This is a genomic window from Duganella sp. Root1480D1 (assembly GCF_001427305.1).
Classification (GTDB): domain Bacteria; phylum Pseudomonadota; class Gammaproteobacteria; order Burkholderiales; family Burkholderiaceae_D; genus Rugamonas.
On record NZ_LMFZ01000048.1, the window covers coordinates 328,792 to 354,768 of the forward strand.

10 protein-coding genes and 1 pseudogene are annotated in these 25,977 nt (G+C 58.4%); 10 read left to right on the forward strand and 1 reads right to left on the reverse strand.

The annotated features are described in order from the left end of the window. Nucleotides 1–544 precede the first annotated feature (544 nt). Nucleotides 545–1,636, reverse strand: a pseudogene (locus tag ASD58_RS27895) (IS66 family transposase); the annotation flags it as partial. A 72-nt stretch (nucleotides 1,637–1,708) separates the two neighbouring features. Here ASD58_RS27895 and ASD58_RS27900 point away from each other — a divergent pair. The 10 genes from ASD58_RS27900 (at nucleotide 1,709) to ASD58_RS27940 (ending at nucleotide 24,781) form a co-directional block, all read left to right on the forward strand. Beyond that, a complete protein-coding gene (locus tag ASD58_RS27900; RefSeq protein ID WP_057265351.1) occupies nucleotides 1,709–2,125 on the forward strand; it encodes a VOC family protein in 417 nt (138 codons plus the stop codon). Nucleotides 2,126–2,294: 169 nt separating this feature from the next. Then, a complete protein-coding gene (locus tag ASD58_RS27905; RefSeq protein WP_057265353.1) occupies nucleotides 2,295–2,867 on the forward strand; it encodes a hypothetical protein in 573 nt (190 codons plus the stop codon). A 159-nt stretch (nucleotides 2,868–3,026) separates the two neighbouring features. After that, the gene (locus tag ASD58_RS32430; RefSeq protein ID WP_057265355.1) at nucleotides 3,027–4,571 is read left to right on the forward strand and encodes a hypothetical protein; all 1,545 of its coding nucleotides are present in this window, start codon (nucleotides 3,027–3,029) and stop codon (nucleotides 4,569–4,571) included. A gap of 10 nt (nucleotides 4,572–4,581) precedes the next feature. Further along, on the forward strand, nucleotides 4,582–5,088 hold the full coding sequence (locus tag ASD58_RS27915; protein WP_057265357.1) for a HEAT repeat domain-containing protein: 507 nt from the start codon (nucleotides 4,582–4,584) through the stop codon (nucleotides 5,086–5,088). A 434-nt stretch (nucleotides 5,089–5,522) separates the two neighbouring features. Further along, entirely contained in the window at nucleotides 5,523–7,175 is a 1,653-nt protein-coding gene (locus tag ASD58_RS27920) for a ShlB/FhaC/HecB family hemolysin secretion/activation protein (RefSeq protein WP_057265359.1), read from the forward strand. Nucleotides 7,176–7,180: 5 nt separating this feature from the next. After that, complete coding sequence (locus ASD58_RS27925) at nucleotides 7,181–7,708, forward strand: toxin-activating lysine-acyltransferase (RefSeq protein ID WP_082565727.1); 528 nt, start codon at nucleotides 7,181–7,183, stop codon at nucleotides 7,706–7,708. 5 nt (nucleotides 7,709–7,713) lie between these two features. Then, the gene (locus ASD58_RS31575) at nucleotides 7,714–22,383 is read left to right on the forward strand and encodes a hemagglutinin repeat-containing protein (RefSeq protein WP_057265363.1); all 14,670 of its coding nucleotides are present in this window, start codon (nucleotides 7,714–7,716) and stop codon (nucleotides 22,381–22,383) included. Continuing rightward, nucleotides 22,380–22,652 (forward strand): hypothetical protein (locus ASD58_RS32435; protein ID WP_229210127.1); only part of this gene is annotated, 273 nt, incomplete at its 3' end. The genes ASD58_RS31575 and ASD58_RS32435, both read left to right, overlap by 4 nt. Before the next feature lie 670 nt (nucleotides 22,653–23,322). Then, nucleotides 23,323–24,099: an Imm49 family immunity protein gene (locus ASD58_RS27935; RefSeq protein ID WP_082565728.1), complete on the forward strand. Its 777-nt coding sequence runs from the start codon at nucleotides 23,323–23,325 to the stop codon at nucleotides 24,097–24,099. Nucleotides 24,100–24,331: 232 nt separating this feature from the next. Continuing rightward, a complete protein-coding gene (locus tag ASD58_RS27940; protein ID WP_057265367.1) occupies nucleotides 24,332–24,781 on the forward strand; it encodes a hypothetical protein in 450 nt (149 codons plus the stop codon). Nucleotides 24,782–25,977: the final 1,196 nt, after the last annotated feature.

The window sequence follows — 25,977 nt, forward strand, 5'->3', positions numbered from 1 at the left end:
CAATCGAATGACTGCTCCGACGACGGGAGTGGATCATTTCAAAAGGCAGCGCGCCTTATTTCATAAGGTTCGCTGACCATCGCGGTGAAATCCAAAGGAGATATTTTCTATACGCCGTGCCCACGGCTCACGGGGCGGGCTCGTCCAACAAACGGTTCAGATCGTGGCTCGCTTCGCTCGCACGATCTAACCTTAATCGTTAGATGTCAGAAGGCTCTGCATCGACTGGCTTCTTCGCGAGGGCCATGAACTTATGGAAGTGTGGGACGAAGACGCCCTCTAGCACGCGTGACTTGACCCGTCTTTTTGGAAGCTGAACGTAGCTGGCAAGAGCGTCTCCTGTGCTGCGAGCGGATGACTCCAGGGCCAGCGTCCAACGTCCGAGAAGTGGAAACAAAGGCGTTCTCGTTATCCAACCGCGCCTAGGTGAATGAACCCAAAGCCGGTATGCCTTGCGGTTGGTGAAGATATTTGCGTGTAGCGCCGTCTTGAGCGCTGCGCTACTTTGATCGAAGATGCTCCCAACACCGCTGGGAAGCGGAGTTTAAACGCCGGCGAATTTGTCGGCGCAGTTCCAGGGCAGGAAGTCGTCCACCCGATTCACCGGATGGTCGGCGATATGGGTCAGCACGTAGCGCAGCCAGGCCTCGGGGTCGACACCGTTAAGCTTGGCCGTTCCGATCAGGCCATACATGGCGGCAGCGCGTTCGCCGCCACTGTCTGCACCTGCAAACAGGAAGTTGCGACGACCCAGGGCCACGCCGCGCAAGGCTCGCTCGGCGGCGGAGTTGTCGATCTCGATGCGGCCGTCATCGCAGTAGCGTGTCAGCGCCGGCCACAGTTTGAGCGAGTAAAGAATGGCGGCCGCCGTATCGGACTTGCGCGACAGCGTAGCGAGCGTGGCGTGCAGCCATCGTTCGAGGTCGTCGAGCAGTGGTCTGGCATGTTGCTGGCGAGTGGCGCACCGCTCGTCGGGCGGTTTGCCCCGTATGCTGTCCTCGATGACATATAGCTCGCCAATCCGGCGTAGCGCTTCGGTCGTTACGGCCGATGGCCGCGCTGCGTGCAAGTCGTAGAATTTGCGGCGAGCATGAGCCCAGCATGCGGCTTCGCTCACTTTGCCGGTCTCGTAGATGGCATTGAAGCCGGCATACGCATCTGCCTGCAAGAGGCCGCTGAAGTTGGCCAAGTGCGCTTGCGGGTGCTCGCCTTTGCGGTCGGGAGTATAGGCAAACCATACCGCTGGCGGCGTGCTGTCGCCGCTGGCGCGGTCGTCGCGCACATAGGTCCAAAGGCGCGCCGTGCGCGTCTTGCCATTGCCTGGCGCCAGTACCGGCAGCGGCGTGTCGTCGGCGTGCAGCTTGGTCGCCGCCAGCACATGCCGGCGCAACGCATCGACCAGTGGGCGCAGCAGCGCTCCGGCGACGCCGACCCAGTTGGCCAGCAAGGCGCGCTCCAATTCCACGCCTTCGCGCGCATACATAGTGCTTTGGCGGTACAAGGGAATGTGGTCGGCGAATTTGGCCACCAGCACATGCGCCAGGAGGCCGGGGCCGGCCAGACCGCGCTCAATTGGGCGGCTGGCGGCCGGGGCCTGTACGATGGCATCGCAGCAGGCGCAGGCCAGGAGGGATCGATAGAATAGCACCGCCAATCAGGAATTGGTACGCCCCGGCCTCCAAAGGCCTCATCTCTGCAAGGAATAAGAATGTCCGTGAAATCCGTAACCCACATCAACCTGCGAGGCGCCGCGCGCCAAGCATTGGAAGCCTATCACTCGGTCTTTGGCGGCCATCTTGCCTTGGTCACTTACCGTGATGCCGGCAAAGTCGCCGATCCATTGGAAGCGGAGCAAATCATGTGGGGCCAGGTAATATCGGAAAGCGGATTTCATGTGATGGCATATGACGTGCCAAGCGCCATGAATTGGGACCAAGGCCAGAACTCCTTTTTCGTATCGGTACGCGGGGACACGGTTGACGAGATCTCGGCCTATTGGGAAAAACTGTCACACGGTGCCAATGTCATTCAGCAGCTGGCGCCTGCAATGTGGTCGCCGCTTTACGGCATGCTCAACGATCGCTTCGGCGTGACTTGGGTGTTCGATGTCGCTGCTGCCGAATGAGCGAGATTATCTTCTTCGAAGGCGCTTCGCAATTCCGCGCATGGCTTAGCGAGAAGAAGGGCGCGTGACGCCAGCAGGCTACAACCCTTGGCGCGTCTTGTCTGCTTGGACTTATCCCCGTTAGGATAGGTGTACCGATTGCACAGGCGATCCCAACACGGAGATGCTTATGAAGTGGAATTTTTTGCCGGTCTCTTTATTCTTGCTTGGCGGCGTTGCCCATTCCGCTGAAATCTGTGACGCGTTTCCTGAAAACACCGTCTCGATACAGGAGCTGGCCGCCAAGATTGTCGCTGGGCGGGCCGACTTGCTCGTTACAGATATGCCGCCAAACGAATGCGCACCGAAATCAAAAGCGATTGGCATCATCAGTGCCGGTGTTCCGGTTTGCATGTTCCGAGGGAAGCTTCCTGTCAAGGCCATGATGCTGGGCGAGGTCGAGAAAGGAGCCGGCGTCGAAGCGATGGGCTTGATCATGCGCGGCAGCAGGGAAGACATCGATTTCGCTCGCGCCGCTTTCAAGGACGGGAAGGACATCACGGCGGAATATCAAACAAACCGGATCGGAACGCATTTCTTTGGCGAAGCCTATGCATGGCAACGCGGCGATACCTTCATTGTCCTGGGAACCCACGAGCCGGGATACGACCCTTTGGAAATGGCTTTGCACCTTGAGATGGGTACGAAAAGAGGGCTAACCGAGCTGGACAAGGACTCGAACTCATGTGAAAAGAAAAAGTAGCAGGCGATTCGCTTACCCCGCCAGGTCACCGCAAGTGACCGCGTTGGCGGCCGAAAAATAGGGGAGCCGTCGCCTGAAAACTTGGTACTAGCCTCCATGCGCGACACCCGCCGCCAGCGATACAGTGCTAACTCCCTTTACACACTTTCTGGAGGAAGCATGTGCGAATCGACCAAAGTGGCGCGCCATCTGACACGGCCGAGCATGCCGGCTAACAGTTACGGCGAGCATGATTCCGAACGACGCCAACTGCTCGTTCTGGATGACATTTCCGCAAATGAGCTGGCACAGCGTGCGGCTGTCCGGCTCGATGTTGCGGCCCAAGCGATGGAAGCCGATGGCAATCGGCGCTTGCACGATGCATGCAGCCAAGCGGAGCAGGAGCGCCTGCTGATGGATTTGCGCAAGGTCTATGCCCAGGCCAGCCGGATCGAAGAAGAGGCACTTCATATTACGGACGTATGTGTCGAAAAGGCGGTGCTGAGCAATCGTCCTTTCGAGCTTCGCATCCGGTTCCAGAACTTCGGCCGCGCGCCTGTAGCGTTGGCTGCGGTGAGAACCAATTGGTCCGGTGAATCATTTGTGATCGAGCAGCTGGTTGATTGCGCCGGGCGGGATGGGGAGGTCCTGCTGACTTTTGACCAGGACCATACTTTGCCGATTGGACAGGCAGAGTTTGAAGTCTGCCTGTTCCGTGAAGACGGTGCGATGTCCGGCTTCACGCGCAACGTGTACGTACTGCCTTCAAATCCGCTGTCGCTGGGACTTTCGCCTGCGGGAGCACGGGTCACCGGCACGTGGAGCGCGCGTGGCGACTACCACCCCGAGTCCGATACCTTTCTCACCGAGTGCATGATCACGCTGGCCAACGGGGATGCATGGCCGGTGTCGATGGGCCGGAATGTCGCCTGGGAGTTTTGGGATGGCCCGGTTGGCAACGGCACCCGTATTGAAGTGGGCGGCTTCGACTGGTTTGAAGCGATCACAGTCCCGGCTTATGGTGTCTGGAACGGCAGTGTCTGGTTCAGTTCGCCGCGCGGCAGTGGCATCTTCAATGTGCTGGATCGCAAGGAAGACATGGCGCTGTCCATCACCATGCGCGCCAATGACGGCCGCGTCGTCCGTGGCGAAATCACGGTGCGTACCATGCTGTCGTTCGGCGTCAACATCATCAAGGTCGGCAATTTCGGCTGGCAGGAGCACGTCGACCTGTATGCTGCCGTCGACCGGATGCGGCAGATCTATGAGCGGCGCGACATCACGCTGCGCCAGGTGAACCGCTTCATCATTCCGCCTGATTTGGCAGGAGGCTACCAGACGCTGGACAGCGAAGATGAAATCCGTGACATGTGGGAAGACTGGTCCTGCGCCAACGATTCCATCGATGTCTTTGTGGCGCAGGACTTTAACTGGGCTAGCTACAACGGCCTTGCCGGCGGGATTCCGGGGCCTGCCTCAAAAGGCGGCCGGCGCGATGGGGTGGCGGTGGAAAAGACCGGTTATACGGATGGCAGCGGGACACAGCGGCTGGATGTGGCCACCCTGGCGCAATTGATTGGACACGAAGTGGGCCACTACCTGGGGCTGGAGCACCTGGAAGACGCCAACAACATCATGCGCAGCAATACCGGTGTGCGTGGCCCGGATATCAACTACGACCAATACCGCCGGATGTTCCCGCATGGTTTCATGCACTACGAATAGGAGTCAGGTCATGTCAAATGCTAAACAAACACCGCTCGTGCGAAGCTCCATAACGGCTGACCTGGGCAAGCTGCCGCTAGTGCAATTGCGGCGTGAAGTGAACCAGAAGCTAATGGCCGCCACCTGCGCATTCGGCAAGCCAGCCAAACCGGAATTCGATGCAAGGGAAGTCGGATTGCTATTGAGGGTTGCCCGCGAGCGGTTTAGCGGCGAAGGAGCCCTGCTGCGCCGCCAGGCCGTGCGCGCCCTGGCGGGTATCAATGCGGATGACGCCGCCCCGCTGCTGGAAGCGCTGGTGCTGAACCAGGCCGAGCACGACAGTGTGCGGATTGCGGCGCTTCACGCTCTCGGTCGCCGGGGTACAAAGTTGATCGAGAGGTTGAGACTGGATTTGTCGCCGATGATGGCAAAACATGCGCATCGGCTGTGCGAAGGTACAGAAGGGCGCAAGCGCATGCGCATGAACGGACATATCCCTTACGATCAAAGCGGTGCCGATGGTGCTTGCCGGGGGTAGTCGCTAACTGCCTACGCTTGACCTGGCAGGGTAAAGGCTTGCGGGCATAACAGCCGCAAGCCTTTTTTGTTGCAGCGCGTCCGTCCAAGGCAATCTATTGCCAATGTGACATTTCATCGAAACTTTTTCACACATGTTGATAGTTTTGGTGAGAATCTTTACAACTCTAGCATGTTATATTTCCAGCTAGTAAGTTGCGTTAATAAAAATCATGTAATTCATTCTGCAACTGTTCGGTGCCGCTAAAACTGCGCCCGCATGGACAGGCTTGCATCCCAGGCTCCGGTTCGAAAAGATCCACCTGAGGCACCGCTCGGCGTCGCCGCATCACGCGCGCCCTGATGTTTCACGTCCGTAAACGTATAAAGAAACAAATGTTAACTGCAAGAATAAGTATCATCGCGGCAGCTTGTGCCGCCATGGCGTTTAGCCCAATGGCCCGAGCACAGGCGAGCAAAGATATCGACACCGATCAATTGCGCCGGACGCAAGAACGGGAAGCGCAGCAACGCAAACAGCTTGAAACGGCGCCCGACGTGCACTTGCCACAGCCGGCCCAGTCGGCTGCCGCATTGCCATTGACCGACGAAAGTCCATGCTTCCCGATCAAACGCATTGAGCTCGATGGGCAGGAGACCAGCCGATTCAACTGGCTGCTCGATTACGCCGATGGCCATGCACAACTGCCACAGCCTGACCCGGTCGTGGCCCGCTGTGTCGGTGTGCAGGGCGTCCAGATTGTTATCGATCGCCTGCAGAACGCTTTGATCTCGCGCGGTTTTGTGACGAGCCGCGTCTTGGCCGGCCCGCAAAACCTGCAAAGCGGCTCCCTGGTCCTCACGGTAGTGCCGGGTCGGGTAGGCGAAATTCGCTGGGCGAAAGATACTGGCGCGCGCGGCAGCCGTTGGAACACTGTCCCCAGCACCAGTGGCGAATTGCTGAACCTGCGCGATATCGAGCAGGCGCTGGAAAACTTCAAGCGGGTACCGACCGCCGAGGCCGATATTCAGATCGCTCCAGGCAGCGAGCCCGGGACCAGCGACCTGGTGATCGCGCACCAGCAGCAGATGCCGTTCCGCCTGTCCGCCACTGCGGACGACAGCGGAACCCGCAGCACTGGCAAGTACCAGGGCAGCCTTACCTTCAGCTACGATAACTGGTGGACCATCAGCGACCTGTTCTACTTCACCTGGTTGCACGACCTTGGCGGCAGCGACCCGGGTGCTCGTGGCACGCGCGGCCACATCGTCCATTACTCGGTTCCGTTCGGCTACTGGCTGGCAGGCTTCACGCAAAGCAAGAATCGCTACCACCAGACCGTGGCCGGCGCCAACCAGGATTACCTGTACAGCGGTAACAGCCGCAACACGGAGTTCAAGCTCTCGCGCGTGGTGCTTCGCGATGCGGTAAGCAAGACCACCCTGAGCCTCAAGGGCTTCCAGCGTACTTCCAACAATTTCATCGACGATGCCGAAGTTGAAGTCCAGCGCCGTGTGGTCTCCGGCATGGAGTGGAGCCTGAACCACCGCCGCAGTTGGGATAACGGCAGCCTCGATGCCGGTGCCAATTTCCGCCGCGGTACCGGTGCTTTCGATAGCCTGCCGGCACCGGAAGAGAAGTTTGGCGAAGGCACATCGCGTATGCGCATGTGGCTGCTGGACGCCACGGTCTCGCAGGGCTTTGTTTTAGGCGGGCAGCGCCTGCAATACACCGGCGAATGGCGCGGCCAGTTCAATCGTTCGCCATTGACGCCGCAAGACCGTTTTTCGATCGGCGGGCGCTTCACGGTGCGCGGTTTTGACGGCAAATCGGTTCTCAGCGCAGAGCACGGCTGGTTGCTGCGCAACGAAGTCTCGATGCCGGTCCCGGGCGGGCTTCGCGCTTATGGCGGCATCGATACCGGGCACGTAGGCGGCGCCTCTGCGGAGACCCTGGTCGGCACCAGCCTGACTGGCGCGGTAGTTGGTTTGCGCGGCCAATTGCCTCACCTGCAGTACGAGGTATTTGTAGGCGCGCCATTGAACAAGCCTGAACACTTCAAAACTTCCGGCTATGCCGCAGGTTTCAGCCTGGCCATGAGCCTGTAACCATCATGTCGAAATCCCTGATTGTCATTTGTCCCCGGGTCGCGCCCAGCCAAAAGAGCGAAGCCGAACTGTTTGGTGCCATGGTCTGGCTGTGGATGCATTCGTCGACCCATCGCCGCTGCCCATTGGAGGACTTGCAGCGGCTGTTGATGCCGGCGATTAAGACCGGCCAGTTCGTGCTGGCACTGCAGAACGATGAACAGCAGCAGCCGGTCGGCCTCATGACCTGGGCCAATCTCACGCCGGAAGCGGAACTGCGCTACCTGCAATCGCTGGACCGGACCTTGCAGCCGCGCGATTGGGATGAGGGCGATCGCCCCTGGGTACTGGATATCGTGGCGCCGTTCGGCGACACCGCGACGGTGGTGTCGGCCATCCGCCGCGCGCTGCCGATGAGCAGCTTCCGCAGCCTGTATCACCGGGGCCACGAAACCGGCCTCAAGGTCATGCATCTCAAGGGCATAGCCGTCACCAAAGCCGAACAAGCACATTACTGGGCCAGCCGCCCGTTGCCGCAGAACTTTAATAAGTAAAAACCATGAACAAGCAAATCTATCGTCTCGTGTTCAACCAAGCCCGCGGCTGCCTGATGGTGGTGGCGGAAACTGCAACCAGTTCCGGCAAGTCCGCCAGCGGCGAGCGTGTCAGCCGGGGCGCGAAGAAGCAGGGCGGCCAGCGTGGCCGTGCTGCCCTGGCAGCCTGCGAATCCATACACCGGGCCATGCTGCTCGGCGCTGCTTCGCTGTGGCTGGCGCCGATGCAGGTAGACGCGCAGACGGTAGCAACGCGCATCGTGGCCGACCCGGCGGCGGCGCGCGCCCAGCAGGCGACGGTATTGAATGCTTCCAATGGCGTAGCGCAGGTCAATATCCAGACCCCGAGCCAGGCCGGCGTCAGCCGCAATACCTACAGCCAGTTCGACGTGGGTGCGTCGGGTGCGATCCTGAATAACAGCCGCAACAACGTGCAGACGCAGTTGGGCGGTTGGGTGCAGGGCAATCCATGGCTGGCTACAGGCGCGGCACGGGTGATTCTGAACGAGGTCAACTCCAACAATCCGAGCCAGTTGCAAGGCTACGTGGAAGTGGCAGGCCAGCGCGCGGAAGTCGTGGTGGCCAACCCGGCCGGTATTGCCGTCAACGGCGGCGGCTTCATTAACGCTAGCGGCGTGACACTGACGACCGGCACGGCGGTCATGAACAACGGCAGCCTCGAGAGCTACCGCGTACAGGGCGGCAACATCAGCGTCAGTGGCGCCGGGCTCGATACCCGCGGCGCGGATTACACGGCCATCCTGGCCCGCGCCGCGCAGGTCAATGCCGGCATCTGGGCCAACCGACTGCAGCTGGTCACCGGCAGCAACACCATCGAGGCTGGCAGCCTGGGTTCGGACTCGGCGCCGCAATCCCAGCGCATCGACGGCGATGGCAACGTACCCAACTATGCGCTCGACGTTTCCAGCCTTGGCGGCATGTACGCAGGCAAGATCACACTGATCGGCACCGAGGCTGGCCTGGGTGTCCGCAACGACGGCGTGGTGCAGGCTAGCAGTGGCCCGCTGACGCTGACACAGGATGGATGGCTGGCCAATAGCGGCACGTTGCAGGCTAGCGGCGGCGATGTCAAAGTCCAGGTCCAGGGCACGATCAACCAGAGCGGCATTGTGTACGGCAGCGCGAATGTGCTGGTGGCTTCGCAAGGCAGCCAGGCGCATAGCGGCACTGTCGCTGGACAGGGCGATGTGCGCATTGAAGCCATTGGCGATGGCGCCGCGGTCCAGGCAAACGGCAACGCAGTTTGGGCTGCAGGCCTGCAGATGGACGGCAGCCTGACCGGCCGCCAGAATCTCGACGTGCAAGCAGCGGCGCAGTTGCAGAGCGCCGGCAAGGCGCTGGCGAGCCAGAACCTGGCGCTGCGTGGCGCCAGCCTGGATCTCTCGCAGTCCGGCGTTCAAGCCAATTCGATCCAGCTTCAAGCCAGCAGCGGCGAACTGAATGCCCGCGGCAGCCAGATCCTGGCGACGGACACGCTGCAATTGCAAACCCCGCGAGCGCTGACAACCGACGGCGCACTGGTGCAGGCAAATACGATCTCCACGCAGGCGCAGAGCCTGAGCAATGTGCGCGGTCAGGTCATTCAGACTGGCAGCGCCGACCAGGCCATCGCGCTGCAAGGCAAGATCGACAACACGGCGGGCGTGATCCAGTCTGCAGGCCAAAACCTCACCATCAGCGCGCGGGACATCGAGAACACCGCCGGCCAACTGCTTCACGCCGGCCAGGGCACGTTTAAGCTGGGCAGCCAGGGCCTGTTGCAAAACAATGCTGAAAGCGCCTCGCAAGGCGCGCTCGCCGATGGCGCCCGCGTCGTCAGTTCCGGCGCATTGCAAGTGCAAGCGCAGGCGATCAGCAATACCGGCAGCATCAATGCAGGAGGTGAGCTGAACACCAATGCTGCTACGCTGGACAACAGCGGCGTGATGTATGCGGCGAGCGCACAAGCCCTCTCGCTTACTTCCGGCATGGCCAACCGCGGCACGATTGCCGCAGGCAAGGACCTGAAGATCAATGCGGCCAGCTTCACGGGTAGTGCCTCCAATATGCTGGCGGCGGGCATGGGCGCCGATGGCAGGCTGACCGGCATTGGTGCCTTGACCGCCAACACCACCGGAGCGCTGCAAAGCGCCGGCCAGTTGCTGGCCACCGGCAACCTGAACCTGACCGCTGCCAGCCTGGACCTGACTGGCAGCAGCGCCGGCAGTACCACAGGCAACGCCAGTCTTGCAGCGCAGGGCGGCAACATCCTGACCCGCAACGCGGAAATCAGCACGCCGGGGCAGCTCTCCATCACTGCCAACGCCAAGGCCGGCCAACTGCTGGACAACACCGGCGGCCAGCTCAGTGGCCGCCAGTTGCAGGTGCAGGTCGGCCAACTGGATAACACGCTCGGCTCCATCCAGCAAACCGGCACCGGATCGCAGGCCGCCAGCATCCAGAGCGCTGGCGCACTGAACAATACCAGCGGCCGCATCGTGGGCAATGCCCAGGACTTCGCCCTCACTGCCGGTGGCGCATTGACCAATACCGACGGCCTTGTTTCGGCGATCGGCAACCTTGCCATCAGCACTGGCGACCTGTCGAACGCGGGGGCTGGCAGTGGTAAAGGCATCCAGAGCCAGACGGGCAATATCGTCCTGAACGCGCAGATGCTGGATAATTCCGGCGGCATTTACGCCGCCAGGAACCTGGATACCACTGCTGCTTCGGCCAGCAACAGCGGCACGATGTATGCAGGCGCACAGCAGCGCCTGGCCGTGCGCGATGCCCTGGCCAACAGCGGCACGATTGCCGCTGCCAAAGACCTGACGATCAATGCTGCGAGCCTGGCGGGCAGCGCTTCCAGCGTGCTGGCAGCGAGCATGACCACTGGCGGGCAACTGACAGGTTCCGGCAGTGTAGCCATCACGACCACCGGCATCATGCAGAATGCCGGGCAATTGCTGGCCACCAGCAATGTAGTGCTCGATGGTTCCGCCCTGGACCTGAGCGGCAGCACCACTGGCAGCACGGCGGGGCAAGTTCACTTTACGGCGCAAAGCGGTAATGTGCTGACCCGCAACGCGCAGGTCAGCACCCCTGGCGAACTCTTCGTCAGCGCGAACCAGAGTGGCACCCAGACCCTGGACAACACCGCCGGCCGTATCAGCGCAGCAAAGCTCGACTTTGACGTGCGCAATATCGACAACTCGCAAGGCTCGATCCAGCACACCGGAAATACCGACCTGGCGATCGACCTGCACGGTGGCGCCTTCAACAACAGCTCCGGCAGCCTGGTGGCCAATGCTGCGAACCTTAGCTTGAGTACCGGCGCGCTGACCAACACGGCTGGCGAAATCGGTCATTCCGGGACTGGTCAACTGAGCCTGAACGCCGCTTCCATCGAAAATACGCGCGGCCAGATTGTAGGCAACGGTGCGGTGCTGTTGTCCAATACGGGCAACCTGACCAATGCCGATGGCTTGATCTCGGCCCATGCCGACCTGACCGCCACCAGCAAAGACGTAGCAAATACCGTCAGCGGAACGGCCACCACGGCGACCGGTATCCAGAGCCAGGCAGGCAATGTAAGCCTCGATGTACAAAAGCTGACCAACAGCGGCAGCATCCGCTCGGGCCAGGACCTGAGCACCCATGCTACTTCGCTGGACAACAGCGGCACGATGTATGCGGCAGGCGCCCAGACGCTCGCCGTCGGCAATGCAATCGCTAGCAGCGGCACCATCGCTGCGGCGAAAGACCTGACGGTCAATGCCGGCAGCCTGACTGGCGCAGCCGGCAATGTGCTGGCGGCCGGCATGGCAGCCGACGGCCAGCTCACCGGCACCGGAGCCTTGTCCGTGACCACCTCTGGCGCGCTGCAAACGGCAGGCCAGGCGCTGGCCACTGGCAACGTGAACCTGGGTGGCGCGAGCGTGGATCTGGCTGGCAGTACCACGGGCAGCACCACGGGTGACGTTCAGCTGACTGCGCAAAGCGGCAATGTGGTCACCAGTCACGCGCAGGTCAGCGCACCTGGCAACCTGACCATCAACGCCAACGGCAATGGCAGCCAACTGCTGGACAACACCGGTGGCCAGCTGAGCAGCAAACAATTGCAGATCAAGGTTGGCCAACTGGATAACACGCAGGGCTCGATCCAGCAGACCGGCATTGGCGCGCTGCCTGCCAGCATCCAAACTAGCGGTGCGCTGAATAACACCGGCGGCCGCATCGTCGCAAACGCGCAGGACGTTACGATCGCCAGCGGCGCCCTTACCAACAACAATGGCCTGATTGGCCACGCAGGTACGGGTACGCTGGGGATCACGTCCGCCAGCGTCGATAACGGCCACGGGCAGGTCACCGGCAATGGCGTCGTGACGATCACCAGCGCCGGCAATATCGACAACAGCGCCGGCCTGATTGCCGCGCAAAACGACCTGACACTGAGTGGTGCGGACCTGACCAACACCAGCGGCACCAACGCCGGCATCCAAAGCCAGGCGGGCAGCGTCAACCTCGATGTCCAGAACTTCACGAACAGCGGCAACGTAAGTGCGGGTCAAAATCTCGACACCCATGCCGCCTCATTGAACAACAGCGGCACGATGTACGCGGCCGGCTGGCAGACCATTGCTGTCGTGAACGGCATGACCACCAGCGGCGCAATCGCCGCCGGCAAGGACCTGACCCTCCATGCCGGCAACCTGTCCGGCACCGGCGCCAACGTGCTGGCAGCCGGCATGGCGGCCGATGGCCAGCTCACCGGCAATGCCGCGTTGGCAATTACCACCACCGGCGGTCTACAGACCTCTGGCCAGGCGCTGGCCGCAGGCAATGTCAACCTGCTCGGCGGAAACGTGGACCTGAATGGCAGCACCACTGGCAGCACCAAAGGCGACGTCAACCTGACCGCAACCAGCGGCAATGTGTCGACGCGTAACGCCAAGGTCAGCGCCCCAGGCCTTCTCAATATCACGGCGAATGCCAATGGCAGCCAATCGCTGGACAACACAGCAGGCCAGCTCAGTGGCCAGCAACTGCAGGTCAAGGTCGGCCAACTCGACAACACCCAGGGTACGATCCAGCAGACCGGCAGCGGCGCGCAAGCGGCTAATATCCAGAGCATCGGCTCATTGAACAACAGCAGCGGCCAGATCGTTGCGAATGCGCAGGACTTCACGATCAGCAGCGGTGCGCTCACCAACACCAGCGGCGTGATCGGCCATGCCGGCACCGGCTCGCTGGGCATCAACGCAGCTGGCGTTGGCAACAACAATGGCCAGATTACCGGCAATGGCGCAGTCACGCTCAGCAGCACCGGCAATATCGATAACAGCGCCGGCCTGATTGCCGCACAAAACGACCTGGTCCTGAACGGCGCCGACCTTGCCAGCACCAGCGGTGCGACTGTCCAGAGCCAGTCCGGCAATGTCAGCCTGAACGTACAGAACTTCGTCAATAGCGGCAGCGTGCGCGCCGCACAGAACCTGGTTACCCACGCCGCTTCCTTGAACAACAGCGGCACCATGTATGCAGCCGGCTGGCAAACTGTGACCGTGGGCAATGCCCTGAACAGCAGCGGCACGATTGCGGCAGGCAAGGACCTGACGGTAAGCGCCGGCAGCCTGGCAGGAACCGGCACCAACGTGCTGGCTGCGGGCATGGCAGGCGACGGCAAGCTGGCTGCCACCGGCGCTTTGAGCATCAGCACTTCCGGCACGTTGAACGCTGGTGGCCAGATGCTGGCCGCCGGCAACCTCAATTTGACCGGCTCCAGCCTGGACCTGAGTGGCAGTACCACGGGCAGCACCAATGGCAATGTCAGCCTTACAGCGCAAAGCGGCAACGTGCTGACGCGCCAGGCGCAGGTCAGCACGCCTGGCCAGCTCACCATCACCGCCGCAAACAATGCCGGCCAATTGCTGGACAACACCAACGGCCTCCTGAGTGCACAGCAACTCCAGGTCCAGGTAGGGCGGATGGACAACACCCAGGGCGTGATCCAGCAGAGCGGAACGGGGGCGCAGAGCGCGAGTATCCAAAGCTTCGGCGCAATCAATAACAACGCGGGCCGCATCGTGGCCAACGCCCAGGACTTCACCCTCAGCGCCGGCGGCGCGCTCAGCAACGTCGACGGCCAGATTGGCCATGCTGGCACTGGTTCGCTGAATGTGTCTGCTAACGGCCTGGACAACACGCGCGGCCAGGTGGTGGGCAACGGCACGACCACCGTGTCCAGCTCCGGCTTTGTCGATAACAGCAGTGGCCTGGTGTCGGCGCAGCAGACACTGACGATCGGCGCGGCGGGTGTCGACAACGATCAGGGCAAGCTGGTGGCGATGCAGGGCAACCTGTCGCTGAACAGCACACAGGGCAGCATCAACAATGCTGCTGGCCTGATCCAGGCGGCACAGGACCTGGGACTAACCGCCAACGGTCCAGGCAACAGCCTGCTGAACGCCCAAGGCAAAATCATCGCCGGGCGCGACGCCAATCTGTCGACGGGCAGTGTGGGCAATGATAGCGGCTTAATCGCATCGGGCCACGACCTGCACGTGGATACCCACGGACAAACCCTGAGCAACCTCGACGGCACCGCCAATCCCGGCAGCGCTCTCGGGCTGGTCGCGGGCGGACAGATGACCGTCAATAGCGGTGCGCTGGATAATCGCGCCGGCTTGATCAGCGCACAGGCTGGCCTCGATATCGCCAGCAGCGGCGCGGTCAACAATGCCGCGCGCAACGGCCATGCCGGCCAGATCTACAGTGGTGCAAACCTGACCGTGCAAGCTACCGGCCTGGACAACACCGCCGGCCAGGTGCTGGCGGTGCAAGGTGCCGATATCCTGCTGGGCGGCGGCACGCTGAGCAACAGCGCTGGCCTGGTACGCGTTGGTCAAGCGCTGACCCTGAAGGCCGGAGCTATCGATAACACGTCGACCCAAGGCGGCAATGCCGGCATTGAGGCAAGCACCATTGATATCGTCACTGCCAACCTGAACAATACGCAAGGTGCGGTAAGGGCAGGGCAGGACCTGACCATCCACGACGATGGCCAGTTGAACAATAATCAGGGCGAACTGAGCGCGGGACGAGCGCTGCAAATCACCACCAACCAGGCTGCAACGCCGAGCCTGGCACTCAGCAACTCGGGCGGCCAGATCATTGCCGATCAAAGCGTGAACGTGCGCACCGGCACGCTCACTGGTGCCGGCAGTATCGTCTCCCGAGGGGACGTCGGCCTCGACCTGCAGGGCGACTACACCCTGTCTGGCACGCTCCAGGCTGGCGGCAACCTTGATCTGAAGACGACCGGCTCGCTGACCAATCCGATTTCGGTACAAGCCGGCCGCAACCTGAGCGTGAATGCTGCCAACCTTGACAACCAGGCTGGCGCGGAGCTGCTGAGCGGCGAGACCACCACACTTGCCATTGCCGGCACGCTGACCAACCGCGGCCTGATTGACGGTGCCGATACGCATATCCAGGCATCGCAGGTCAACAATTTCGGCACAGGCCGCATTTATGGCGACCGTGTTGCAATCGGCGCCTCGGTCGTCAACAACCTGGAGGAAACCGTCGGTGGCGCCACTTCGGCTGCCACGATCGCCGGACGCCAACGCGTCGACATCGGCGCGCAATACCTCACCAACCGCGAAGGATCGCTGATCTTCAGCGCGGGCGACATGGCTATTGGCGGCGCATTGGATGGCAACTGGCAAGCGGCAGGCATGGCGCAAACGGTGAACAATAACAGCGCCACCATCGAAGCATCGCAAAACATGGCGATTTCGGCCTCCGACATCCGTAACACCAACGAACACTTTGCAACTACGGTGCAGCAGGTAAGCCAGACCGCCATCACCGAGTACCAGGTCGTCGGCCAAACGCAGCGCTACCTGCCAGGCACGCCAGGCGTGTACATCTATCGCGACGAAGTGTTTTTCTTGCATACGCCGGACGGCAGCAATCATGAGAATTGGAATAGCTACGATTACACCCGCACCGTCAATGAGACCGTCGTCACCCAGAGCGATCCCGGCAAGATCGTGGCCGGCGGCGGCATTCGCCTGACGGCCAACAACCTGTTGAACGACAAGAGCCAGATCGTGGCTGGCGGCCGCATCGACGTGCAGGGCACAACAGCGTCCAACACCAAGGTGGATGGCACCCGCAGCACCACCGATTCCGGCACGGTGACCGAGAACTGGCGTGACAAGCACAAGGGTACGGACGACCCGGGCAAGACGGTCACTGCCTACAATCCGGGTACTATCGTCACCTCGTTTGACATGCAGGCCAGCCGTTACGAGGAATTTGCCGGTAACGCCTCCACTGGATCGGGCCCAGGTGCCAGCACCCTGTCGACTGTGCAGGCCAACGCAGGCGCGGGCGGCACCGTCAATGCCTCGAACAACACGGCTAACCTGAGCAATGTCTCCGGCACGCAGGCGGGCAGTGCCTCGGGCGCTACCACGGCTTCGCAAACCGGCAGCCATGTTCAAAATAACAATGCGAGCGCCGCGCAAGCCCAAGGCGGAACTGTCGCAGGCAGCACCGGAAAGCAAATCACCGGAAATGCGGCAAACAGCGAACTGGCCCACGGCGACGCCATCGGCGATAACGTTGGGCGCCACATTATCGGCAGCGCCGAGAGCAGCGATCAGGCGACTGGGCAGGCCACCACGCAGCAGACAGCCGGACAAGTTCAGTCCTTGAGCGGTGCCGCTGCCAAATCGGGCAAGACGCCTGACACGGCCGGCACGGCCACCGGATCGGCGCAGATCTCGATCCGCACCATGCGTCCAAACTTCCGCCTGCCGACTGCCAGCTTGTTCAAGACGCATCCGGAAAGCCAGGCCAAGTACCTGATCGAAACCGATCCGAAGTTCACCAACTACAAGTCCTGGCTGTCCAGCGACTACATGCTGGATGCGCTGCAGGTCGATCCGGCCAGCACGCAGAAGCGCATGGGCGATGGCTTCTATGAACAGAAGCTGATTCGCGAGCAGGTGCTGGCATTGACCGGCAATCGCTTCCTCGGCGATTACACCAACGACGACGAGGAATACAAGGCCCTGATGGATAATGGCCTGACCTATGCCAAGCAGTGGGGCTTGCGTCCGGGTGTTGCCTTGAGCCCGGAACAAGTATCCCAACTGACTTCGGACATCGTCTGGCTGGTCACGCAAGATGTCCAGCTGCCGGACGGCAGCACGCAAAGCGTACTGGTGCCGCAGGTGTATGTGCGCGTGCAACCGGGCGACCTGGATGGCAGCGGCGCGCTGCTGGCAGGTAAGGAAGTCAATATCAACCTGACCGGCGACTTTGCCAACAAGGGCACGGTCGCAGGCCGCAACCTGGTGAATATCAGCGCGGACAATATCCGCAATTTGGGCGGCACCATGAGTGCCGGCACCCTGGCGCTGCAAGCGACCAAGGACATCGACAATGTTGGCGGCACGCTGAAGGCGCAGAATGCTGCGCTGCTGACGGCTGGCCGTGACTTGAACCTGACGACCACCACCCAGAGCTTGAGCAATACCGTTGGCGCGAACAGCTTCGCACAGACCGGCATCGACCGTGTGGCAGGGCTGTACGTATCCGGTCCTGCTGGCGTATTGCTGGCCAGCGCCGGCAATAATATCAACCTGACCGCAGCACAGATTAACAACTCTGGCGCGGGCCTGACGCAGCTGAATGCGGGCAATAACCTGAACCTGTCGGCGGTAAACACCTCCGTCAGCCAGAAGTTAGTATGGGATGCCAACAATCGCCAGAGCCAGAGTGCCAGCATGGACATTGGCTCGCAAGTCAAAGGCGGCGGCAACCTGGTGCTGAATGCGGGGCAGGATCTCAATGTCAAGGCAGCAGTGGTGAATGCAGGGCAGACTCTGACCGTTGCCGCTGGCCGCGATGTGAACATCACGGCAGGCCAGGTAACGCAAAGCCTGGACGAAGCGCATAAGCACACCAGCAAAGGCTTCTTGTCGAAGAAGACTGTCACGACGCATGATCAACTGGAAAACGCGACCGCAATCGGATCGAGCCTGGAAGGCAGCAATGTCAACGTTGTCGCCGGCCGCGACATGACCGTCAAGGGCTCCAGCATCGTCGCCGACCAGAATCTCGCGATCGAAGCGGCGCGCAACCTGAGCGTGCTCAGTGTTGAAGATACTGCCAAATCGGCGAACAGCATCGAAGTGAAAAAGTCGGGCCTGACCGGCGGCTATGCTTCGGGTAACCTGAGCGTAGGCTACGGCAAATCGTCTTCGTCCACCCAGGGCACCAAGGAGTCGGTGACGCAGCACGAATCGACCATCGGCGCCTTGAACGGCAGCGCCAAGCTGAAGTCGGGCGAAACACTGCAGGTGGTAGCATCCGATATCGCGGCCAAGGAAAACCTGACCCTTATCGGCAAGAACGTCGACCTGTCGGCTGCGCAGAATACTTCGGAAGAGCACCAGACCGCAACGAGCAAGTCATCCGGTTTCTCTGTTGGCGTGACGGTGAACCCGCTGGCTGCCGCCAAGGACGCCTACAAGGAAAGCACGAAGAATTCCAAGTCTTCCGGCACGATTGGCAAGATCACCAGCAAGGCTGACGGTGTGGCCGATGGCCTGTGGGCAGCCACTACTGCGGTGACGGTGCAATTCGGCGCCAAGAGCTCGACCAGCCATCAGAACCAGTCGATTAGCGATGCACGCAGCACCAGCCTGAATGCCGGCAAGGACCTGACCATCCTGGCTACCGACGGCTCGATCAACAGCCAGGGCACCCAAATGAGTGCAGAAGGCAATGCCATGATCGTGGCCAAGGACAGCATCAAACTTGATGTTGCCCACAACACGGAAAGCAAGTCGCAGGATTCCAAGGCATCGGGCTTCAGCTTTGACAACCGCACAGCCATGATGGCCGGCACCTTCAACAACAAGGGCAAGGGCGATGGCGCGACCGATACCGTGACCGGCACCAAGCTGTCGGTCGGCGGCAACGCGACCATGGCGACGCAGACCGGTGACATTGCGCTGGTCGGCGCAAGCGTGGTCTCGGACGGCAAGCTTGAAATCAGTGCTGCGCGCGACCTGACCATCACCAGCGCGCAGGACACGGTCCACAACGCAAACCAGAGCGACAACAAGGCAATCGGCAAGGTCGTCATCTCGGACACCGAACGCTTCTCGGGCTACCACAACGAAAAGCACAAGGACAACACCGACCAGGTCAAGCAGGTGGCTTCCAACGTCGGCAGCCTGAAAGGCGACGTGGTGCTGACTGCGGGCGAGAAGTACACACAGACTTCGAGCAATGTCGTGGCCGGGAATGACGTCAACATCACCGCCAAGTCGATTGATATTACGGCCCTGCAGGATACCGGCAGCAGCCAGAGTTCCAACAGCGACCTGAAGATCGGCGCCTTTGCGCGCATCAGTTCCCCGCTGATCGACCTGGTCAACAACGTTGAAGCCGCCCGCAAATCGGACGGCCGCCTGCAAACAATGCAAGGCATGGCCGCAGCAGCTCAGGGCTACCAGGCCACGAAAGCCATTACCAACGGCGGTACCTTGATCAAAGGCGAAGTTGGCGTTGGTTTCGCGAGCAGCAGCAACTCCAGCAATGACCAGAGCAATACTGCCGTGGGCAGCACGGTCAACGGCGGCGGCAACGTCACCCTGAAGTCGACGGAAGGCGACATCCATGCCACCGGCGCCACACTGGGTGCCGGCAAGGCACTGAGCCTGGACGCTGCGCAGAACATCGTGCTGGACACCAGCCAGAGCAAAATCCACAGCGACGGCAAGAACAACAGCGCCGGTGTGGAAGTCGGCGTGGGCTTCCAGGCCGGGGCAAGTGGCACGGGCGTCTACGCTTACGCTTCTGCGAACGTGGGCAAAGGCCACCACGACAGCGACGCGACGATCAACAACAACACCCAGCTCAAAGCTGAAACGATCAATATCACCAGCAAGGGCGACACTACGCTGAAAGGTGCAACGGCGATAGCCAACACCATTAACGCGGACATCGGCGGCAAACTGGCGGTCGAAAGCCTGCAGGACGTCAGCAAGCAGGAAAGCAGCCAGACCAACGTGGGCGCACGCGTGCAGGTATCGTTCGGCACCGCTTGGGAAGCATCCGGCAACCTGTCTCAATCGAAGAGCAATGGCAGCTCCGCGATGGTCGGCCAGCAATCGGGCTTGTTTGCAGGCGATGGCGGCTACCACGTCAAAGCCGATACGGTGGACCTGAAGGGCGGCGCCATCGCCAGCACCAACAAAGTTGACTCCGAGCTGACGACGAACAAGCTGACCACATCCAACATCGAAAACAAGATGAGCTATTCGGCCAGCAACGTCAGCATGGCCGGCAGCATTACGGGCGGCAGCGGCAAGGGCGATACGACTCCGGACGGCAAAGAGAAGCCAAAAGACCAGCAACAGTTGTTCGGCGACCGTAAGAGCGGTAACGTGACGCCTGGCGTGCCGGTAATGGAGAAGGGCAGCGACAGCTCGACCACTTATGCCACCATCACCGATGGCAAGATCAATATCGGCGGCGTGACCACCAATTCCGTCAAGGACCTGGGCATCAACAACGACGCGAGCAAGGCCAACACCGCGCTCGACAAGCTGCCCGATTTGCAGAAGGTGTTGAAAGACCAGCAGGCCATGTCGGCGGCTGCCGGTACCGTGCTGGCAACCTCGAAACAAATCATCGGCGAAGTCGCGACGAGTGCAAGCAGTGCAGCGATCCGCGATCAGGCTGCCGCGGCGAAAGTGCTGAACGATCCGAATAGCACGGCCGAGCAAAAGGCGACCGCAAAAGCTCTAATGCAGGATGCTGAAAAAACTCAGGCAGACTGGGCTCCCGCTGGCATCTATAGCCGTGCACTTAACGCTGGTGTAGATATTTTGGTGGGAAGTCTGGCAGGCCAGCGTGGCGGGCAGATAGCTGCCAGCGCTGCTGCACCTACAGTAGCAAAGTCGGTTGGTGATATTGGTATCTCGCTCTCGCACAAAGCAGACAAGGAAGCGCAAGATTTTAGGAACCTGGCTGAAAAGGCCGCGGCCAACAACGATCTGGTATCCGCCGCAATGTACACATCCAAAGCCAACGAAGCGGCAGCGACTGCGGAAAATTGGGGCGAGAATGGCATTTACCGCGTGGGGTTGCATGCGGCAATGCAAGGCGTACTAGGGAGTTTATCAAATGGACATTCCGGAGCATTGGAAAGCGCGGCAGGTGTAGTAGGCGGAAACCTGGGCCAACAACTTGCCGAGGAGTTGGGAAATGCCGAGGCTAATAGACTTGGCTTGACTGGCGAAAAGCGCTTAGCACTTATCAATGCTTATCAAAACACCGGTGCTGTTGTAGGTGGCATGCTTGCTGGCGCGGCAGCGGGGGCAACAGGTAGTGCGAGCAATGCCGGAGCATTGCTTGCCGCGGCCCAGGGTGGTCAAGCCGCCAGCGCGGTTGATGTCTTTAACCGACAAGCACACCCGGATGAAACTGCCAAACTGAGGCAACTTCAAAAAGGGCAGACCGTTGAAAGGCAACAGCGGCTCGCTGATGCTGCTTGTGCGCTGGTGCATTGCTCAGCACAGATGTCCGATGCTGATCCGCGGAAGGCAGCGGTGGAAGAGCAAGAACGCAGAGGGCAGCAATACGTGCAGGAGAAGAATGAGCTGGAGGCCACCGGCTTGTTCAAGTACGGCTGGAAAGATACAGCGAACGACTTCTCTACCAAGACCGCGCAAAGGATTGCATTGGAAGCAGCGAGCGCGGCACGCGGCGCACGCAACTTAGCTTACTTGATCGCAGTAAACGGCCCGGGGAGAAATGCCCAAATTCCTCCTGATCTTCCCGAGGATATGGGAGGCCCTCGAGGCGGGATGGCTAGTGCTGGAGGAATGGCACTTCCGCCGACAGTACTGTGTGCGGTGCCTCCGTTCTGCGTCTTGACGCCGCCGGTTGTCACTCCAGGTGCTCGGATTTATGTACCTAACAACGTGCTATTATCTTCGGGGCAAGATGGCGCTGATACTTCAGGTAAGTCGGATGGGCAATCTGGCGCGGGCAACTCTACGGGGTCTACCGCGGGAAGTAATAGTCCTGGACAGTCAAATGGGGTTACATCAGGCGTTGGCCCAGGTGGTAAAACGTCAAGTACAGCCGCTCGGGACTACGGGAATATCCCGGACGAACATCGATGGAGATATGATCGATATCAGAACGGCCCTTCTGCTAATAAGTTAAGCCCTGACGAATGGTACGCTGCTGCACAGCGTGCCTGGACCAACAATGCAAATGGCAATGTATTTGAGCAGACAGTCCGGTCAGAATTAGGTGCTCCGCTTGGAGCTGGGTCCAAGCCAACATCGATTCAGGGATTCGTTCCCGACTTGCCAGTTGGCTCGCAGTTTGGTGTTACGGACGTCAAGAATGTTGTCAGTCTTAGTAATAGCAACCAGTTGCGTGCGTTCTATCAATATGCGGTTGATAACGAATTGCCCTTTAATTTGGTTATTGGCCCCAGAACGCAGACGATTAGCGAGCCTTTGCTGAATAGTATCCGCCAGACAGGCGGTAGTGTCATGCGATACGATCCCGTGACACGCGTTTTTACAAAAATTGAAATTGGGCTCTCAGGGCCTTTAAAACCATGACATTTTCTCTTTATGCGTTATTGAGCGAAGAAGCACCATCGATTTCAAACGACTCTTTGGCAGCCGAGTTCAGGCACTATTTCCGAAATGAGAACGGATTTTCTTTGGAATTGGAGCAATTACCTTTTTCAAAAAATGCAACGCTCGCCCTTCGATGGGGAGGGTGGTTGGTAAGAGTCGCATATGAGGAAGGCGATGCTGTTCGCGCGGACTCACTCGAAATTCAGAATAGAATTGGTTCTTCGTATAACGTTGATGTATCGACTGTANGTAAGAGTCGCATATGAGGAAGGCGATGCTGTTCGCGCGGACTCACTCGAAATTCAGAATAGAATTGGTTCTTCGTATAACGTTGATGTATCGACTGTAAGGCGACGGATTCGAGTTGTTTTTGGTTCTGATGATGATATGCGGTTTACAAATGAAATAATTTATGTGATTGATTTTTTAAAAGAAATTAATGGCGTGTTAATTTTCGATCCTCAAAAGAACGATTTTGTATAACAGACTTACTAAGTTTAAAGTTGATCACGCGATGATGGCCACAATGGTAGAGAGCATGGCGGCTATGAGCTCTAAATGCAGAAGCTGTCTCGCGTGACTGAATGACCCATTGATCCCAGTTGGGTTCTGAGAGTGATTGGCAGGACAGTGCAAGTCTGGCAATGTCTACAGTACTGAAGCTGCGAAATGGCCGGCGCCCAGAACATACTGCTGGATAAGAAGGAAACTCTACAATGAAGCAGGTCTACCAACTTTCCGAAGAGCTTAAAAGCAACCCAGAGAGGATGTTCTTCACTCAAGCTTTGACATCAGATGACTAATGGCCGTTAATTGGTCTCACTGGTAGCTTGGCCTCCTTGGCTCCAGAGAGTGGTGGGACTATATTAAACACGGCGTAATGCCATTGCTGCGCATTTCTGGAATTATTCAGCGAGAATGCAGACAAAAAATGAAAGATTGCAACACATTAAATCGCATATTGAACGGTTTTATTTGACTTCAAATGCTAAGGCAAATATAGAAAAAGGGATTGGAAATATTTCTGCTTGTCTTTTGTCACTCGCTAGTAATGCGACGGCGGAGGCGATGGATAGTTGGTTCGAAAAGCAGGATCTTGCTGCGACGCGTGGGTGGTTCTATGTCGCCGGCCTACTTGAGCATAAGCGGAATATGCGAGGTGACCAACCCATTCAGCCGTTGCCTTCTGCCCTTGGCCTCCTGAAGCCTCTAATCTCAAATAATGAATCGCTCATTCAGTCGATTGTTGGTTTTTATGAGACTGCCTTTGATGCTGCGCGTATCAACGAGTTGGGTACGCGCGACTTCCTCGCATACCAATTTTTGTTAGCAATTCGGGGAGACTGGACCAAACTGGGTGAAAGAGCGAAAGACTTTATATTCAATCCACCGAAGGGAGAGTTCGGTAAAGTTTACTTGATAGATTTCGAATTCTTTTTGGCATTGTCTCAAGCGGATTCTGAAAAGATGGAATCGGCTGTTGAGCAATTGTTGAGCCCGGAGTTTGTCAAGAAGAGGTACGAAGACGAAGGCGGTTTTACACAAGACCTGATTGTTACTTCGGCGGTAGTTTATGCAAAAATTGCTAGTCGCCATGGCTATACGCTGAAGATCGATTCCCCTTATGTTCCTCAGGAATGGATGGGAAATGACGTATTGGCAGAATATGACGCCATTTACTCCTTTTTACGATAGATAATCGAGTCCGAATAAATGAAATCTGGACACTGCGCGGCGTTTTATCAAAAAAATCGTTGTTTGCGTAATTCAAGTCCAGTCGACGAATTCGGATTGGCCTCGTGAATCAGACGGTACGATGAAATTATGCCCCCAAATGTACAAAAAAGAGCAGAAGGAGCATCCGAGCGGTCTATACATGACAGGATGACGATTGATTCGAGTTTGGTTTTGTAACCTAAAATTTACAATGAAGCTGGTCTATCAACTTTCCGAAGAGCTGAAGAGCAACTTTGAGAGAGTATCCGTCACTCAAGCTTTGACGTTAGATGACTCAAGGCCGTTAATTGGGCTCACGGGTAGCCTGGGCCTTTTCGGCTCCAGAGAGTGGTGGGACAATATCAAACAAGGCGTAATGCCATTGCTGCGCATTTCTGGCATTGTGCTGCGAGCATACTGTGCTGGCCAAGACCCATCGGAAGAAAATAACATGGTGGATTTGCAATTGGCCGATGGTTCTGTGCGCGCCGTTGGAATTTATGTTAATGATGAAATTGATATCGGACTCTTTAAACTAGGGCATAAGGTTGAGATAGTTTATGCACTGGATGAATTGAAGCGTCAGCCTGCCGTCGATGGTGGTGTCAATTATTCCAAAATTGCGCTAGAAATGGCGGTTTCGCTGATTCCTATAATTTGACAAGGCTCTTCACTACACTGTCTGTGCCTAGAGGTATACAGGAAGGTAATGGTTTTTGAAAATGTCGGGACTAAGAAATATTCGGCTCGTGAGAAATCCGTTCGTTGCTATGGAGGCTATTTATTAGGCATCTGTTTCGGTAGAAGATCCAGACGTTATTTACGCCGCACATTCAGTTCTTTAGGAAACTTCGAAATACCGAAATCCGGCCACTGAACTGGGCGCGAACTTGAATATTAACTCGGCGGCGGCCTCGGCCAGGTCAACCTGGCAGTTCTGGCTAACTATGACTCCCGAATGGGGCGAAATGATGGAGTTTACATCAAAACCATGACATTTTCTCTCTATGCGTTATTGAATGATGAAGCTCCATTGGTTTCAAATGAGTCTTTGGTAGCTGAGTTCAGGCACTATTTCCGAAATGAGAGCGGATTTTCTTTGGAATTGGAACAATTACCCTTTTCAAAAAATGCGACGATCGCCCTTCGATGGGGAGGATGGTTGGTAAGAGTCGCATATGAGGAAGGCGATGCTGTTCGCGCGGACTCACTCGAAATTCAGAATAGAATTGGTTCTTCGTATAACGTTGATGTATCGACTGTACNTAAGAGTCGCATATGAGGAAGGCGATGCTGTTCGCGCGGACTCACTCGAAATTCAGAATAGAATTGGTTCTTCGTATAACGTTGATGTATCGACTGTACGTCGACGGATTCGAGTTGTTTTTGGTTCTGATGAGGACATGAGGTTTACAAATGAAATAATTTATGTGATTGATTTTTTAAAGGAAATTAAGGGCGTGTTAATTTTCGATCCTCAAAAAAACGATTTCGTATAACAAATTTACTAAGTTTAAAGTCGATCACGCGATGATGTCCACAATGGTAGAAAGCATTGCGGCTATGAGCTCTAAATGCAGAAGCTGTCTCGCGTGACTGGATGACCCATTGATCCCAGTATAGTCTGAGAGTGATTGGCAGGACAGTGCAAGTCTGGCAATGTCTACAGTACTGGGACTGCGAGCTGGCCGGCGCCCAGAAAATACTGCTGGATAAGAACGAAACTCTACAACGAAGCAGGTCTTCATTGCGGGTTAATAACCCCCCGTGTCAGACTACTTGTCGGGTAATTCAATCGCTTTGATTGGAACCTGGCCAAGGGCCTGGCGCGTCGCGAAATGCAGTTGTCGCCTCGGA